Source organism: Neisseria sp. HMSC055H02, assembly GCF_001813335.1.
Lineage (GTDB): Bacteria > Pseudomonadota > Gammaproteobacteria > Burkholderiales > Neisseriaceae > Neisseria > Neisseria sicca_C.
The window spans coordinates 206,556-222,408 of record NZ_KV812087.1 but is presented as its reverse complement, the minus strand read 5'-3'; the positions used below and the strand labels follow the sequence as shown (position 1 = coordinate 222,408).

At 53.6% G+C, this 15,853-nt stretch carries 14 protein-coding genes; 7 read left to right on the top strand and 7 right to left on the bottom strand.

All coding sequences use genetic code 11. The features are described 5' to 3' along the window. From HMPREF2907_RS05295 to rph, 6 genes are all read right to left on the bottom strand, one after another. The coding region (locus tag HMPREF2907_RS05295; RefSeq protein WP_070680825.1) for a glutathione S-transferase family protein at window positions 1-423 on the bottom strand (423 nt) is incomplete at its 3' end. A gap of 63 nt (window positions 424-486) precedes the next feature. Further along, window positions 487-1,005, bottom strand: a complete 519-nt coding sequence (locus tag HMPREF2907_RS05290) for a PqiC family protein (RefSeq protein WP_070680822.1) — start codon at window positions 1,003-1,005, stop codon at window positions 487-489. Next, complete coding sequence (gene pqiB, locus HMPREF2907_RS05285; protein WP_070680819.1) at window positions 1,005-2,666, bottom strand: intermembrane transport protein PqiB; 1,662 nt, start codon at window positions 2,664-2,666, stop codon at window positions 1,005-1,007. Before pqiB ends, HMPREF2907_RS05290 begins: the two co-directional genes overlap by 1 nt. Beyond that, on the bottom strand, window positions 2,663-3,973 hold the full coding sequence (locus HMPREF2907_RS05280) for a paraquat-inducible protein A (RefSeq protein ID WP_070680814.1): 1,311 nt from the start codon (window positions 3,971-3,973) through the stop codon (window positions 2,663-2,665). The genes pqiB and HMPREF2907_RS05280 overlap by 4 nt, the downstream gene beginning before the upstream one ends. Window positions 3,974-4,400: 427 nt before the next feature. Beyond that, window positions 4,401-5,618 (bottom strand): aspartate kinase, encoded by a 1,218-nt coding sequence (locus HMPREF2907_RS05275; protein ID WP_039410099.1) that lies wholly within the window; start codon window positions 5,616-5,618, stop codon window positions 4,401-4,403. A 377-nt stretch (window positions 5,619-5,995) separates the two neighbouring features. Further along, window positions 5,996-6,727, bottom strand: coding sequence for a ribonuclease PH (gene rph / locus HMPREF2907_RS05265; RefSeq protein ID WP_070680807.1), 732 nt, complete (start codon window positions 6,725-6,727; stop codon window positions 5,996-5,998). Window positions 6,728-6,888: 161 nt separating this feature from the next. Here rph and HMPREF2907_RS05260 point away from each other — a divergent pair, with 161 nt between their 5' ends. The 3 genes from HMPREF2907_RS05260 to HMPREF2907_RS05250 all read left to right on the top strand — a co-directional run bounded on the left by HMPREF2907_RS05260 (window position 6,889) and on the right by HMPREF2907_RS05250 (window position 10,698). After that, window positions 6,889-7,770 carry a YicC/YloC family endoribonuclease gene (locus HMPREF2907_RS05260; protein WP_070680804.1) on the top strand — a complete coding sequence of 294 codons (882 nt, stop codon included), beginning with the start codon at window positions 6,889-6,891 and terminating at the stop codon, window positions 7,768-7,770. 212 nt (window positions 7,771-7,982) lie between these two features. Next, on the top strand, window positions 7,983-9,371 hold the full coding sequence (gene fumC, locus HMPREF2907_RS05255) for a class II fumarate hydratase (RefSeq protein WP_070680800.1): 1,389 nt from the start codon (window positions 7,983-7,985) through the stop codon (window positions 9,369-9,371). 187 nt (window positions 9,372-9,558) lie between these two features. Further along, a complete protein-coding gene (locus HMPREF2907_RS05250; RefSeq protein ID WP_070680797.1) occupies window positions 9,559-10,698 on the top strand; it encodes a THUMP domain-containing class I SAM-dependent RNA methyltransferase in 1,140 nt (379 codons plus the stop codon). Between the two features lie 72 nt (window positions 10,699-10,770). On the opposite strand, the gene gloA is transcribed toward HMPREF2907_RS05250, so the two are convergent. Beyond that, window positions 10,771-11,178 (bottom strand): lactoylglutathione lyase, encoded by a 408-nt coding sequence (gene gloA, locus HMPREF2907_RS05245; protein WP_016687772.1) that lies wholly within the window; start codon window positions 11,176-11,178, stop codon window positions 10,771-10,773. 285 nt (window positions 11,179-11,463) lie between these two features. Between gloA and HMPREF2907_RS05240 the strand changes: the two genes are divergently transcribed. The 4 genes from HMPREF2907_RS05240 to pntB all read left to right on the top strand — a co-directional run bounded on the left by HMPREF2907_RS05240 (window position 11,464) and on the right by pntB (window position 15,485). Continuing rightward, window positions 11,464-13,005: a Re/Si-specific NAD(P)(+) transhydrogenase subunit alpha gene (locus tag HMPREF2907_RS05240; RefSeq protein WP_070440694.1), complete on the top strand. Its 1,542-nt coding sequence runs from the start codon at window positions 11,464-11,466 to the stop codon at window positions 13,003-13,005. Between the two features lie 4 nt (window positions 13,006-13,009). Further along, on the top strand, window positions 13,010-13,393 hold the full coding sequence (locus HMPREF2907_RS05235) for an MAPEG family protein (RefSeq protein ID WP_003765063.1): 384 nt from the start codon (window positions 13,010-13,012) through the stop codon (window positions 13,391-13,393). Window positions 13,394-13,520: 127 nt separating this feature from the next. Further along, window positions 13,521-13,919, top strand: a complete 399-nt coding sequence (locus tag HMPREF2907_RS05230) for a GFA family protein (protein ID WP_070680794.1) — start codon at window positions 13,521-13,523, stop codon at window positions 13,917-13,919. Window positions 13,920-14,099: 180 nt separating this feature from the next. Then, complete coding sequence (gene pntB / locus HMPREF2907_RS05225) at window positions 14,100-15,485, top strand: Re/Si-specific NAD(P)(+) transhydrogenase subunit beta (RefSeq protein ID WP_070680791.1); 1,386 nt, start codon at window positions 14,100-14,102, stop codon at window positions 15,483-15,485. Window positions 15,486-15,853 lie beyond the last annotated feature (368 nt).

Genomic DNA, 15,853 nt, shown 5'->3' with positions numbered 1-15,853 from the left:
GTGTTCGCGCAATGTGTTCCATGCGGTATCGAAATCGCCGTAACCGATTTGGCGGCGGCATTCGGGCGTATCGACGGGCAGGTTGTGCAGTTTGTTGAAGGCTGCGTATTCGAGGTGCATCAATATACACATCCAGCGGTAGTATTCGCCGCGCTCCACCGTACCTGCGGCGGGAATGAGGTGTTTGTCGGGGAACTGTTCCGCCAAAAAGGTAATAATGGCGGTCGATTCGGTCAGTACGGCATCACCGAATTTGAGCGCGGGGACTTGACCTTGCGGATTGATGGCGAGATATTCGGCGGATTTCATTTGCGTGCCGAACTGGACGGGTACGACGGTGTATTCCGCACCGCATTCTTTGAGCATCCATACGACGTATCTGCCGCGTGAAAAGGGATGGGTATAGAGCGTGATGTTTTGCATGTTTTTTCTTTTGCACGATGAATGGTTTTGGTAAAACCCACAGCGGGTTTTCAGACGACCTCATCAATAGGCAATGCTTTTTGCCGCTTCGTTCAAACCGTTTTCCAAAGATTCCAGCATGGCGGTATAACCGTCGCCTTGTTGCGGGGTGGTAACGTCAAACGGTTTGTTGCGCCCGTCCGGCCACAGGGCGTAGCCGCTGACGGTAGTCTGACCCTGATAGCTGCCTTGGAAGGCTTCAACATAGATTTTCAGGGTTTGGCCGCTTTGGCTGCGCGAGGCGGGAACGAAAGTATGGCGCGGGTTGAGGCGGTTGAGTTTGTTGCTGAGGTTCGCCGCCAGCGCACCGTCAAGCGGCGCTGCCCAAAGGTGGTTCTTCGCCAAATTCACATGATACGCGTCGGTTTGGTAAACGAGGCCGCCGTTGGCAAGCGGTTCGGCAAGGTTGACTTTGACCGCGATTTCACTGCCTTGCGCCGCCGGCCGGATGTATTGGCTGTCGGGCAGGACGAAATATTGCGGGCTTTGCGCGGTGCCGCAGGCGGCAAGCGTCAGGGCGGCGGCAATCGGGAAGAGGCGCATTATCGGCTTCCTTTCGGGATGGGGTCTTTGCTGCTGCTGTTGAAAATCAGCGCGTTGGGTTTTTCTTTCAAGGTATTAATGACGGGCTGTACGTCTCTGAGGGTTTTGTCCAAACTTTGCAGGGTATTTTGCACGTCGCCGTAGATGGGCGATTGCGGCGATACGCCTTGCAGGGTTTGACGCAATTCTTTCAGGGTTTGGTTCAGCTCGTTGGGGATGTTTTGCGTTTGCGGTTTGCCGACCAGTTTGTCAATGGAGCTTAGGGCGGCATTGGCAGATTTGAGGGTGGATTTGAGTTCGGCGAGCGAACCGTTCAGCCCGGCAACGGTTTTATCCAACGGCAGATTGTTGAATTTCTCCAGCAAATCCGCCACTTTCGCCTGCAAATCGTCCAAACCGCCGCCTTGAGTGGCAATGACGGTATCGCCTGCGTAAACGGTGTGCGGTCTCAGCTTGGGCGAAGACGAGGGTTGGTCGGTCAGTTCGACCATTTTGCTGCCGGTAATCAAGTTGTTGCTGGAAATGGTGGCGGTCAGACCTTTGCCCAAAGCTGCTTGGAATTGTTGTTTCCAATGCTCTTTGCTTTGTTCTTCGGCATTGATTTCCATGCGCGACGGCTCGATGCGGATGCGCACGGGAATCCAGCCGTTTTCAAACAGATGCAGGCTGTCGTTTCGGTCAAAATAGGGAACGTCGGAAACCACGCCCACATTCAGTCCTTTATATTCGACGGGCGAACCGGCGGTCAGACCGCGCACGGACTGTTTGAAAAATGCGGTGTAGTACAGCGAACGGTCGTCGGGCAGGTTTGCCACTTCGCTGCGGCTGTCGTAAAGCGTGAAACTGTCTTCGCTTTTCACATTTTTGCTGTTTTTGGTTTTCGGCGAATCAAACGAAATTGCGCCGGAAAGCAACGCGGGCAAAGGAGCGGAATTGAGTTTCACACCGCTGCCCGTGGTTTCGATATTGATGCCGCTCTCCAGCCAAAAGCGGCTTTCCGAATTAATCAATTTGTCGTTCGGGCTTTGGATGAAGATGGTGTAATGCACGGTTTGGTCGGCAGGCTCGAAATGCGCGCTTTCTACCTGTCCGACCATAAAGTTTTCATAAAGCACCGGGCTGCTGACGTTGAGGATTTTATCGTTTTTACCGACCAGCTTCAGACGCAGGCCGCTTTGTCCGATGGCGGCAATCGGCGGGATGTCCTGCACTTCAAATACGTCCTTTGTCTCTTCACTTTTGCCGGGCGTAAACGCGATATAAGAACCTGAAAGAAGCGTACCTAAACCGGTTACACCGCTCTGATCGATACGCGGCCTGACCACCCAAAACTGGGTATCGCTGCGTATCAGATCGGTTGCGTCCGCATTAAACTGGGCGGTAACTTCCACGCCTTTTTGGTCGTCGCGCAACTTGATGCGGGTAACGTGTCCGACATCGACGTTCAACACTTTAATCACCGTATTGTTGACTTCAATGCCTTCCGCGCTGTCCATCAAAAGCGTGACGACCGGACCTCGGTTGCGGATGTCCTTTACCAGCAGCCAGCCGCCCGCAATCAGCGCAATCAGCGGAATCAGCCACACGATAGACGTGAAGACATTGGTTTTTTTGACGCGCGCGGGTGCGCGATGCGTTTGAGAAGAATCGTGTTTTTTCATTGTTTCTGGTTATCGTCGGAATCGGGGTCGTCTGAAAGCTGCTGCCGCCTGTCCCAAATCAGGCGGGGGTCGAAATAATAGGCAGACAGCATGGTCAATACCACTACCAGGCAGAAATACACCGCCGCCCCGCCGGGGACGACGCGCGCCATGTTGGTGTGGAAAGAACTCATCAAAATAATAATCACAAAAATATCAATCATCGACCAGCGGCCGATGGATTCGGTAATCCGGTAAAGCACCGACATTTTCGACGCGCTCATCGGCGGTTTGAAATAAGCGGACGCAATCAAAACCGCCATCGCGATAATCTTCAAGACCGGCACCAAAATACTCGCGCTGAAAATAATCACCGCAATCAGCCTGTCGCCGTCGTTCCACATATACACAATGCCGTTGAAAATCGTATTGACTTCCAGCGCGGTAGGGTTCGACGAAATCATAATCGGCAGAATATTTGCGGGGAAATACAGGATAAACGCCGCAATCAAAAACGCCAGCGAAATGCTCAGGCTTTTCGGGCGGCGGCGGTACAAATCCGCACCGCAGACCTCGCAAGGCTGCTCGTCTTTATCGCGGAAATACAGGCAGCGGCTGCAACAGGTTTTGTCGTCGGATGCCGTTTGCACCGCATCCCCGCCCGTCAGTTTGTGGATTTTATAATAAACCCAATGCTGCGGAATCGAGACCGAAGTCCGAATCAGCATGACCGACAGCGCAAACATCAAATAAAACGCCGAGCCGAATTCCACTGCCGCCACAGAAGAGAGCTTGATATACGCCACCAAAGTGGAAATAAAAAACACATCCACCATAATCGCATGACGCAGCCTGACCAAAACCCGCGTCGCAAACCGCAGCGCAGGATATGCCCGCTCGCGCACCAGCGCGGTATAAACGTACAGGCAGAGCAGCAAAAACAATACCGGTGCGCCGAAAGTGAGGACGAACATCACTTCCGCCAGAAAGCCGTAATCCTGATAAATCAGGAGCAGCATCATTTCCGGCAGCGACAAGACGGATGTTACGCCTAAGAGTTCCACTCGGATATAAACCATGCTGTACGCAAACGCCATCAGAATCAGCGAAGTCGCCGCGTAAGCCAGCGGCGCAACATAAGGATTGTTTTCTACCTCGACTACTTCATGATTGCACACCGGACAATGCGCTTCCTGTCCCTGCCGCAGGCGCGGAATATCCATGCGGTTGCCGCAGTCCGGGCAATCCACCGTATGCGCCGGCAGCGATGCGTCGGGCAGGTAGGATTTATAACGCCACCAGCGCGTATAGCTAGAAATCGGTTTCATGGGAAAAGGGGGAGGACGGAAAAGTGTATAGAAAGACTCGGCATTATAAGGGAAAACAGAAAGATAGCCTAACCTCACTAAATATCAAGACATCAAAATATCAAGGCATCAAAAAGTCGTCTGAAAACATTGCTGTTACTGCCTATATCTGACAAGCCGGAGTAAATCAAAACAGTAAATATCTACATTGTTATAGCGGATTAAAATAAAAATGAGACAAAGCGGCAACGGGTGCCGTTTACGGATAGTATATAAGGGCGTTGGCAACGCTGTATCATTACAATTTTAATCCGCTATACCACCACCCTCCCCTGTAATCTTTTCACTCAAAAATGCCTGATTCAAAAAACTGGGCTACTTTTCCACAATAAAATAAAAGGTCGTCTGAAAATAAAATTTCAGACGACCTTTCAAGCATACAACCCGATTAACCCAAATCAAACGCTTTGTGCAGGACGCGGGTGGCAAGTTCCATGTATTTCTCGTCAATCAAGACGGAAACTTTGATTTCTGAGGTGGAAATCATTTGGATGTTGATACCTTCTTCGGCGAGGGTGCGGAAGATTTTGGCAGCAACGCCGACGTGCGAACGCATGCCCAAGCCGACTGCGGAGACTTTGCACACGGTGTCGTCGCCGTCGATGGCGGCTGCGCCGATGCTGTCTTGCAGTTTGGTCAGGATTTCAATGGTTTGTTTGTACTCGCCGCGCGGTACGGTGAAGGAGAAATCAGTGGTGCCTTCGCTGCCGACATTTTGGATGATCATGTCCACTTCGATGTTGGCATCGGCAACCGCGCCTAAAATCTGATAGGCGACGCCGGGTTTGTCGGGTACGCCGCGCACGTTGATGCGGGCTTGGTTTTTATCGAATGCGATACCGGTTACGGCAGCTCTTTCCATGTTGTCGTCCTCTTCAAAGGTAATTAAGGTGCCGTTGCCGCCGTCTTGCAGGCTGCTCAGTACGCGCAGGCGCACTTTGTATTTTCCGGCGAATTCTACTGAACGAATTTGCAAAACTTTCGAACCGAGGCTTGCCAGTTCGATCATTTCTTCAAATGTAACCGTATCCATGCGGCGCGCTTCAGGCACGACGCGGGGGTCGGTGGTGTAAACGCCGTCTACGTCGGTATAGATTTGGCATTCGTCCGCTTTGAGGGCTGCGGCGAGCGCAACGGCGGAGGTGTCGGAACCGCCGCGTCCGAGCGTGGAAATATCGCCTTCACTGCTGATGCCTTGGAAACCGGCAACGATGACGACTTTGCCCTCGGCGAGGTCGGCGCGCATTTTTTCGTCATCTATGCTTTCGATGCGGGCTTTGGTGTGGGAAGTATCGGTTTTGAGGGCGACCTGCCAGCCGGTGTAGCTTTTGGCATTCACGCCGATGTCTTTCAATGCCATTGCCAAAAGGCCGATGGTCACTTGTTCGCCGGTAGCTAAGACTACGTCCAGCTCGCGCGGATCGGGATGCTCCTGCATTTCGTGCGCCAGCGCAACCAAGCGGTTGGTTTCGCCGCTCATGGCGGATACGACGACAACGATGTCGTGTCCTTCGGCGCGGGCTTTGGCGACACGTTTGGCTACGTTTTTAATGCGTTCGGGTGAGCCTACTGATGTGCCGCCGTATTTGTGTACGATTAACGCCATGTTTCGTGCTTTCTTGAGGGGAGTTGGTAGGGCAGCAGGGTTTGCTGGAAAAGGGCTTATTATTACTATTTTTTACATGAAATTCAAGAACCGGCGACTCTTTCTCAGACATCGGTTGATTATTGTCATGAAAAGGCTTTTTTATTTCGGATTGCACAAAAAACCGTATGATGAAAAACAGTTTTTTAGACAGCTTTCTATTAAGTCAGAGTCCGTAAAAACCTGACTTCCAGCGTATGCCCGGCTTGACGCGTGTCATGCGATACGCCGAGCAAACGCTGATTCGGAGTCGATTTTCATGTACAAGGGGTCCGACCAAATTACCTAAAGCCCTACAATCCACGATCTATCATTGGATTTCAAACAACATCTTGTACTCAGACCGTTGCAGATAAAGCCGTCTGCTGGTGCAACACCAGTTGGCCGATGCCTTTTTGTGCCAGCGCAATCAGTTTGCCCAATTCATCGAGGCTGAACGGCGCGCCTTCAGCCGTGCCTTGGATTTCGATGATTTTGCCTGAAGCGGTCATAACGATGTTGACATCGCTGTCGCAGCCGGAATCTTCGGGGTAATCCAAATCCAAAAGCGGCTCACCGTTCACCACGCCTGCGGAGACGGCGGCAACGGCTTCGCGGATGGGGTTTTCGCTGATAAGGTCGTCTGAAAGCAGCTTGTTGACCGCAATTTGCAGTGCGACGAATGCGCCGGTAATAGACGCGGTGCGCGTTCCGCCATCAGCCTGAATCACGTCGCAGTCAATTAGGATTTGGCGTTCGCCCAGTTTTTCCATATCTACGACGGCGCGCAGCGAACGCCCGATCAGACGCTGGATTTCCTGAGTGCGACCCGACTGCTTGCCTGCCGTGGCTTCACGGCGCATACGCGAGGCGGTGGACGCGGGCAGCATCCCGTATTCGGCAGTAACCCAGCCCTGCCCCTTGCCGCGAAGGAACGGCGGAACATTTTCGTCGATGGAAGCGGTGCAGATAACTTTGGTGTTGCCGCATTCGATTAGGCACGAACCGTCGGCGTGCGGCAGGAAGTGCGGGGTGATTTTGATGTCGCGCAGGCTGTCGGCAGCGCGTGAAGTGCGGGTGTAACTGCTCATGATTTGTCCTTTGGGGAAGCGGTGAAAATTTGTGGTCGGTATTATACGGGATTCGGCTGGATGGCTGTTTAAGGTCGTCTGAAATCGTTTTCAGACGACCTTATCCTATATTGTGTTATAGTCCCGCCACTTTCACTCGTATATTGAAACGGAGTAAAACCATGACTCAATCCATCCATATCCACAGTATGACCGGCTTTGCCAATGCCGCAGGCGAATGCGGCGGCAAGCGCGTGAACTTGGAAATCCGCGCGGTGAACCACCGTTATCTGGATGTCCAATTCCGTATGCCTGAAGAATTGCGTTATCTGGAAGGCGCGTTGCGCGAAAAAATTGCGGCTTCGGCCACACGCGGCAAATTGGAATGCCGCATTCAGTTGCAAGACGCGGCGGTCGGCGGGCAGAGTTTGGAAACCAATGAAGAATTGGTGAAACAGTTGTCCGATTTGAACAAAACTTGGCGCAAGGAACACGGTTTCGGCAAGCTGACAGTCGCTGAAGTATTGCGCTTTCCTGGGGTATTGGCAGATCAAAGCGAAGACCCCGAAGCTTTGGCGAAAACCGTGCAAGAGCTGTTGGACGAAGCGTTGAAAGAGTTTGCCGCCGCCCGCAAACGCGAAGGCAAAAAACTCGGCGAACATCTGTTGCAACGTTTGGCCAGCATGGAAGAAATCGTGGATGCGTTGAGCGAGCTGTTCCCCAGCCTGCTCCAGGCGCATATGGACAAGGTGAACGCGCGTTTGGCGGAAGCGGTCGGCAATATCGACAATGACCGTTTGCAACAGGAATTTGCGCTGTTTATCCAAAAATCCGATGTTGACGAAGAATTCAGCCGCCTGCGCACGCACATCGCCGAAGTCCGCCGCATCGTTACGGAAAACAAAGGCAGCGCGGGCAAACGCTTGGACTTCCTGATGCAGGAATTGAACCGCGAGGCGAACACGCTGGGCAGCAAAGCCATTGCGGCAGAATGCACGCAGGCTTCGGTCGAACTGAAAGTCTTAATCGAGCAAATGCGCGAGCAGGTTCAAAACATCGAATAAGCCTTCAAAAATAAAGCAAAGGTCGTCTGAAAAGCCATTTTCTGCTTTTCAGACGACCTTTTTTGATACCGCAATCCGTGCCCTGCCCTATTGTTCAACATACTGCCCCACCCTATTTACCAAACCTCCTTCCCCCGCTTTTCAGACGACCTCCTGCCCGTTATAATACGCCTGCAAATTATTTGCATTATCATTTAACTCAGGAGAAACGCATGAGCACCCGTACCGAACACGACACCATGGGCAATGTCGAAGTCCCGTCCGAAGCCTATTGGGGCGCGCAGACCCAGCGCAGCCGTAACAATTTCAAAATCGGTGGCGAAACCCTGCCGCAGCCGCTGATTTATGCTTTGGCGCTGGTGAAAAAAGCCGCAGCCGCCACCAATGTTTCCCTTGGCAGGATTAAGCCCGAACAGGCGGATTTGATTACGCAGGCAGCGGACGATGTGTTGAACGGCAAGCTCGACGGGCAGTTTCCTTTAGTGGTTTGGCAGACCGGCTCCGGCACGCAGTCCAATATGAACATGAACGAAGTGCTGGCAAACCGTGCCAACGAGATCGCCGGTACGGGTTTGGCGGCGTACCAGCCCGTTCATCCCAACGACCATGTGAACCACGCGCAATCGACCAACGACGCGTTCCCGACCGCCATCCACGTCGCCGCCGCGATTGAAATCAACCGCCACCTTATTCCGGCAGTAAAAGCCCTGCGCGACACCTTGGACAAAAAAGCCAAAGAATTCGCCCCCATCGTCAAAATCGGCCGCACCCACTTGCAGGACGCGACGCCGCTGACTTTGGGACAAGAATTTTCCGGCTACGTTTCCCAGCTCGACCACGGCTTAGGCCGTCTGAACGACGCGCTCAAAGGTTTGTACGAACTCGCTTTGGGCGGCACGGCGGTCGGTACGGGCTTGAACAGCCATCCCGAATACGCCGAAAAAGCCGCCGCCAAACTCGCTGAATTGTCCGGCCTGCCGTTTGTCAGCGCGCCGAACAAATTTGAAGCCTTGGGCGGACGCGATGCCGCCGTTGCCGCTTCGGGCGCATTGAAAACGCTGGCGGCAAGCCTGAACAAAATCGCCAACGACATTCGCTGGCTGGCAAGCGGCCCGCGCTGCGGTTTGGGCGAAATCAAAATCCCCGAAAACGAGCCGGGTTCGTCCATCATGCCGGGCAAAGTCAACCCGACCCAATGCGAAGCAATGACCATGGTGTGCTGCCAAGTATTCGGCAACGACGTTACCATCGGCATGGCGGGCGCGTCGGGCAATTTCGAGCTGAACGTCTATATGCCCGTTATCGCCTACAACCTCTTGCAATCCATCCGCCTCTTGGGCGACGCGTGCAACAGCTTCAACGAACACTGCGCCGTCGGCATCGAACCCGTGCCGGAAAAAATCGATTATTTCCTGCACCATTCCCTGATGCTCGTTACCGCGCTGAACCGCAAAATCGGCTACGAAAACGCCGCCAAAGTCGCCAAAACCGCCTATAAAAACGACAAATCGCTGCGCGAAACCGCCGTCGAACTGGGCTTGCTGACAGGCGAAGAGTTTGACGAACTGGTCGTCCCCGCCGATATGGTTCATCCGCGTTGATTGGCGGTTTGAAATACGGCAAAGGTCGTCTGAAAACCGGGATTGGTTTTCAGACGACCTTCTTTATCTCAGCAGCCATATCGCTCGCTTTCTGCAATTTTCAGACGACCTTTCGATAAATCCCGTTGCGAAAAGCATTATAATTATCGCAATCCCAGTTCAACCGCCCTACCCCCGAAAGGTTCGCATGACCACTTATTCCCTCTTCGTTACCTGCCCGCGCGGTCTCGAAGCCCCTTTATCCCAAGAACTCGAACAACTCAAATGCCAAGACATCCGCGCCGTTGACGGCGGCGTCGCGTGCAAAGGCGGTATGGAGCAGGTATACCGCATCAACCTGCATTCGCGCACTGCCAGCCGAGTGCTGTTGCGCTTGACCAAAAGCGGCTACCGCAGCGAGCAAGACATTTATAAAGCGGCGAAAAATATCCGCTGGACGGATTGGTTCGACTTGGAACAAACCTTCAAAGTCAAAGTGGAAGGCAAACGCGCCCAAGTCAAAAGTTTGGATTTCGTCGGGCTGAAAATCAAAGATGCCGTGTGCGACGTGTTCCGCGACGCTTGCGGCGCGCGCCCCAGTGTCGGCAAAATCCGCCCCGACATCCGCATTCATGCCTTTATCGACGAGCGCGACATTCAAATTTTCATCGACACATCCGGCGAAGCCTTGTTCAAACGCGGCTACCGCCAAGACACAGGCGAAGCGCCGATGCGCGAAAATTTGGCGGCAGGGTTGCTGCTGCTGGCGGGCTATGACGGCACGCAGCCTTTTCAAGACCCGTTTTGCGGCAGCGGCACCATCGTCATCGAAGCCGCGTGGATTGCCACCCGCCGCGCGCCCGGTTTGATGCGCCGTTTCGGGTTTGAGAAGCTGAAAAACTTCGATGCCGCCCTTTGGAAAAAGCTGCAACACGAAGCCGAAACGCAAATCCGCCCCGCGCCTGCCCCGATTTCAGGCAGCGACAACGACCGCTATATAATCCGCGCCGCCGTTGCCAACGCCCAAGCTGCCGAAGTGGACACGTTTATCCGTTTTGAAGTCAAAGACGCGCAGGACACCCGTCCTAATGGAGAAGGCGGCATTTTGATTTCCAATCCGCCTTACGGCGTCCGCCTTGCCGAAGTCCAAGCCCTGCAAGCCCTTTATCCGCAGTTGGGTGCGTGGCTGAAGCAGCATTACGCGGGCTGGCTGGCGGGAATGTTTACCGGCGACCGCGATATGCCGAAATTCATGCGCCTTTCGCCCAAACGCAAAATCCCGCTCTACAACGGCAACTTAGACTGCCGCCTGTTTTTGATGGATATGGTCAAAGGGTCGAACCGATAAATATAATAAAAGTCGTCTGAAACAGATTTGGCGGGTTTCGCCAAACGTTTCAGACGACCTTTTGACAAAAAATCAGTATTTCACCGAATCATTGCCACTGTTTTTCTGAATAAACTCGATTTTATAGCCGTCGGGATCTTCAACAAAAGCAATAACGGTCGTGCCGTGCATCATCGGCCCTGCTTCGCGCACGACTTTTCCGCCCATCTCTTTTACACGTTCGCAGGCTTTATAAGCATCGTCCACTTCGATAGCGATGTGGCCGTAGGCGTTGCCTAAATCGTAGCTTTCAGTATCCCAGTTGTGGGTCAGTTCCAAAACCGTATTTTCAGCTTCGCTGCCATAACCGACAAAAGCCAGCGTGAAACGGCCTTCCGGATAATCGTGGCGGCGCAAGAGCTTCATGCCCAAAACGTTTTGATAAAAGTCCAAGGATTTTTCAAGGTTGCCGACGCGCAGCATGGTGTGAAGCAGGCGCATGATTGTGTTCCTTTTATATGTTGTTAAAACAGGATTTTAACACGAAACGCAAGCCCCAGCCCGTATCAATGGCAGCAAACATAAGCTTTCAGACGACCTTTACCGTAAAAGCAAACCATCCGCCGCAGCTATTGCCAGCCGTCGAAAAATTCGCTATAAGGGGATTATATGAAACATATTAACATTTATAGCGAATTAACTTTAAACCAGTACAGCATTACCCTCCTTGTCCTGATTTAAATTTAATCCACTATACATACAGACAACCCAAAAAAGGATTCAGAGATGAAAATCGGTATCCCACGCGAGTCATTATCCGGCGAAACCCGCGTCGCCTGTACGCCTGCCACTGTTGCCCTGTTGAGCAAACTGGGCTTTGAAACCGTTGTCGAAAGCGGCGCAGGTTTGGCGGCGAGTTTGGACGATGCCGCTTACCAAACAGCAGGTGCGACCGTTGCCGACAAAGCGACGGTTTGGGCCTGCCCTTTGATTTATAAGGTCAACGCGCCGTCCGAAGGCGAGCTGCCTCTGCTCAAAGAAGGGCAGACCATTGTCAGCTTCCTGTGGCCGCGCCAAAACGAGGCTTTGGTGGAAGCCTTGCGCGCCAAGAAAGTCAACGCGCTGGCGATGGACATGGTGCCCCGCATTTCCCGTGCGCAGGCTTTGGACGCTTTGTCTTCGATGGCAAACATCAGCGGCTATCGCGCCGTGATTGAAGCCGCCAATGCCTTCGGCCGTTTCTTCACCGGTCAAATCACTGCCGCCGGCAAAGTGCCGCCCGCGCAGGTTTTAGTGATTGGTGCAGGTGTGGCGGGTTTGGCGGCAATCGGTACGGCAAACTCGCTCGGCGCAGTGGTGCGCGCGTTCGATACCCGCTTGGAAGTGGCGGAACAAATCGAATCGATGGGCGGTAAGTTCCTGAAACTCGACTTCCCGCAAGAATCGGGCGGCAGCGGTGACGGCTACGCCAAAGTGATGAGCGACGAATTTATTGCCGCCGAGATGAAGCTCTTTGCCGAACAGGCGAAAGAGGTGGACATCATCATCACCACCGCCGCCATTCCGGGCAAACCCGCACCCAAGCTGATCACCAAAGAAATGGTGGAAAGCATGAAATCCGGCTCCGTCATCGTCGATTTGGCGGCGGCGACGGGTGGTAACTGCGAACTCACCAAACCGGGCGAATTGTTCGTAACCGACAACGGCGTGAAAATCATCGGCTACACCGACATGGCAAACCGCCTTGCCGGACAGTCTTCCCAGCTTTACGCCACCAACTTGGTGAACCTGACCAAGCTGTTAAGCCCGAACAAAGACGGCGAAATCACGCTGGACTTCGAAGACGTGATTATCCGCAACATGACCGTTACCCGCGACGGCGAAATCACCTTCCCTCCTCCGCCGATTCAAGTTTCCGCCCAGCCGCAGCAAACGTCGTCTGAAAAAGCCGCGCCTGCCGCCAAGCCCGAACCGAAACCCGTTCCCCTGTGGAAAAAACTCGCGCCCGCCGTCATCGCCGCCGTATTGGTACTGTGGGTCGGTGCGGTCGCGCCCGCAGCATTTTTGAACCACTTTATCGTGTTCGTCCTCGCCTGCGTCATCGGCTACTACGTCGTCTGGAACGTCAGCCACTCGCTGCATACCCCGCTGATGTCCGTAACCAACGCCATTTCCGGCATCATCGTCGTCGGCGCGCTGCTGCAAATCAGCCAAGGCAACGGTTTCGTTACCCTGCTGGCCTTCATCGCCATCCTGATTGCCAGCGTCAACATCTTCGGCGGTTTCTATGTAACGCGCCGGATGTTGAATATGTTTAGGAAAGGGTAAAAGCATGACTTTAGCCTATTGGTGCATCCTGATCGCATCGCTGCTGCCGCTGTTTTGTTCCTTCATCGCCAAAGCGCAGGGCGGTTTTCAGCCGTCGGACAACCGCAATCCGCGCGATTTCCTCGCCCGCACGCAAGGCTTGTCGGCGCGCGCCAATGCCGCGCAGCAAAACGGTTTTGAAGTGTTCGCCCCGTTTGCCGCCGCTGTTTTGGTGGCACACGCCACAGGCAACGCCGCGCAAGCGACCATCAACCTTTTGTCCATATCGTTCATCGCCTTTCGCATTGCTTATATTTTCAGTTATCTGAAAGACAAACCGAGCCTGCGTTCGGCAATGTGGACGGGCGGATTTGTCTGCACCATCGGGCTGTTTGTAGCCGCTGTCTGACAGCGGGGTCGTCTGAAAACGAGCTCAGCGAGTTTCGCTAAAATAAGCGTAGCGAATTTCGCTAAAACGAATGCAGCGGGTTTTCAGACGACCTGGAAGCCAGTTTTCGAATATGAGGATTTCGACCATGAAAGCAAAATGCCTGTGCGGCAACGTATCTTTAGAAGTGGAACACGACAAACACGTCCACGCCTGCCATTGCGGGATGTGCCGCATTTGGGGCAGCGGCGCGACGTTTTCGCTGATTGCCGCCAAACCGCCGAAAATCGACGGCGGTGAAAACATCTCCCGCTACCATTCGTCCGAATGGGCGGAACGCGCGTTCTGCAAAAACTGCGGCACACATTTGTTCTACCATTTCCTACCGAACGACAGCTATTTCGTCTTCGCCGGACTGTTTGCCGACAACGCCGATTTCAAATTGGAAGAGCAGATTTTCATCGACGCCAAAGCCCCGTATTACGAACTGGCAAACGACACGCCCAAGCTGACCGAAGAAGAATTTTTGGCACAATTCGGCGGCTGATAGAAAACCCGATACAAAGGTCGTCTGAAAACGCAGCGGCAACGGAGTGATGCGGATGAAATAAAAATACCCGAACCGTCATTCTCAAATGGTTGACGGTTAAGCGAATCCGCCATCAAACCCTTTCAGACGACCCGATTAAAAAACACAGTTACTTTCACAAATAATTGGAGAATCACCATGTCTTCAGGACTCGTTACAGCGGCGTACATCGTAGCCGCGATACTGTTCATCTTCTCGCTGGCGGGGCTGTCCAAGCAGGAAACCGCCAAGCAGGGCTGTTATTCCGGCGTAGCGGGGATGGCGGTCGCCTTGTTCGTTACCGTGTTTTCCGAAAACACCCACGGACTGGGCTGGATCATCATCGCCATGCTCATCGGCGGCGCCATCGGCATCTACAAAGCCAAAAAAGTAGAAATGACCGAAATGCCCGAACTGATTGCGCTTTTGCACAGCTTCGTCGGCTTGGCGGCCGTTTTGGTCGGCTTCAACAGCTATATCGAACCGGGCAACGTTTCGCACGATATGCACACCATCCATCTGGTCGAAGTCTATTTGGGCATCTTCATCGGCGCCGTAACCTTTACCGGCTCGCTGGTCGCGTTCGGCAAGCTCAACGGCAAAATCAGCAGCGCGCCGCTGCAACTGCCCGCCAAACACAAGCTCAACCTCGCCGCATTGGTTTTATCCTTTATCCTGATGCTGGTGTTCGTATCCGTTGACGGCAGCGGCTTCATCCTGATCCTGATGACCCTGATCGCCCTCGCATTTGGCTGGCACTTGGTCGCCTCCATCGGCGGCGCGGATATGCCCGTAGTCGTGTCCATGCTGAACTCCTACTCCGGCTGGGCGGCCGCAGCGGCAGGCTTCATGCTCTCCAACGACCTGCTCATCGTTACGGGCGCGCTGGTCGGCTCCAGCGGCGCGATTCTGTCCTACATCATGTGTAAAGCCATGAACCGCTCCTTCATATCCGTCATCGCAGGCGGCTTCGGTACCGACGGTTCCGCCGCAGCCTCCGGCAGCCAAGAAGTCGGCGAATACCGCGAAGTCAAACCCGCCGAAGTCGCCGAAATGCTGCGCAACGCAAGCAGCGTCATCATTACCCCGGGCTACGGTATGGCAGTGGCGCAGGCACAATACCCCGTTGCCGAAATCACCGAGCTTTTGCGTAAAAACGGCACCGAAGTACGCTTCGGCATCCACCCCGTTGCCGGCCGCCTGCCCGGTCATATGAACGTACTGCTCGCTGAAGCCAAAGTCCCCTACGACATCGTTTTGGAAATGGACGAAATCAACGACGATTTCCCCGAAACCGACGTAGTGCTGGTCATCGGCGCGAACGACACCGTCAACCCCGCCGCCCAAACCGATCCGAACAGCCCGATTGCCGGCATGCCCGTGTTGGAAGTGTGGAAGGCAAAAGAAGTCGTCGTCTTCAAACGCTCAATGAACACCGGCTACGCAGGCGTACAAAACCCGCTGTTCTTCAACGAAAACAGCGTGATGTGCTTCGGCGACGCGAAGAAAACCGTTGACGAAATTTTGGCGGAATTGAAGAAATAACATTTAGAAACCAAGACAAAAGGTCGTCTGAAAACCTGATTTAAAGGTTTTCAGACGACCTTTTCTTATGAACAAACCACATTAAACACCTCTACTGTTGTCATTCCCGCCCCTGCCTACGCGAGGACAGGTTACGACGGGAATTCATCGGAAATTCTAAGAAACTGATGTTTGAAAATCAGTTGCTGAGATTTAAAAGTAGATTCCCGCCTGCGCGGGAATGACGGTAGTTGGGCAGAAATCTACGGCGCAACATGCAGCCTACCCCCTCTCCCGTCCAGCGGGAGAGGGTTGGGGAGAGGGTGGCTCTACGGGCTGCGCGAATTTGATTTCCCCTCAAACCGTAAAGCCACCCCCATCCTAACCTT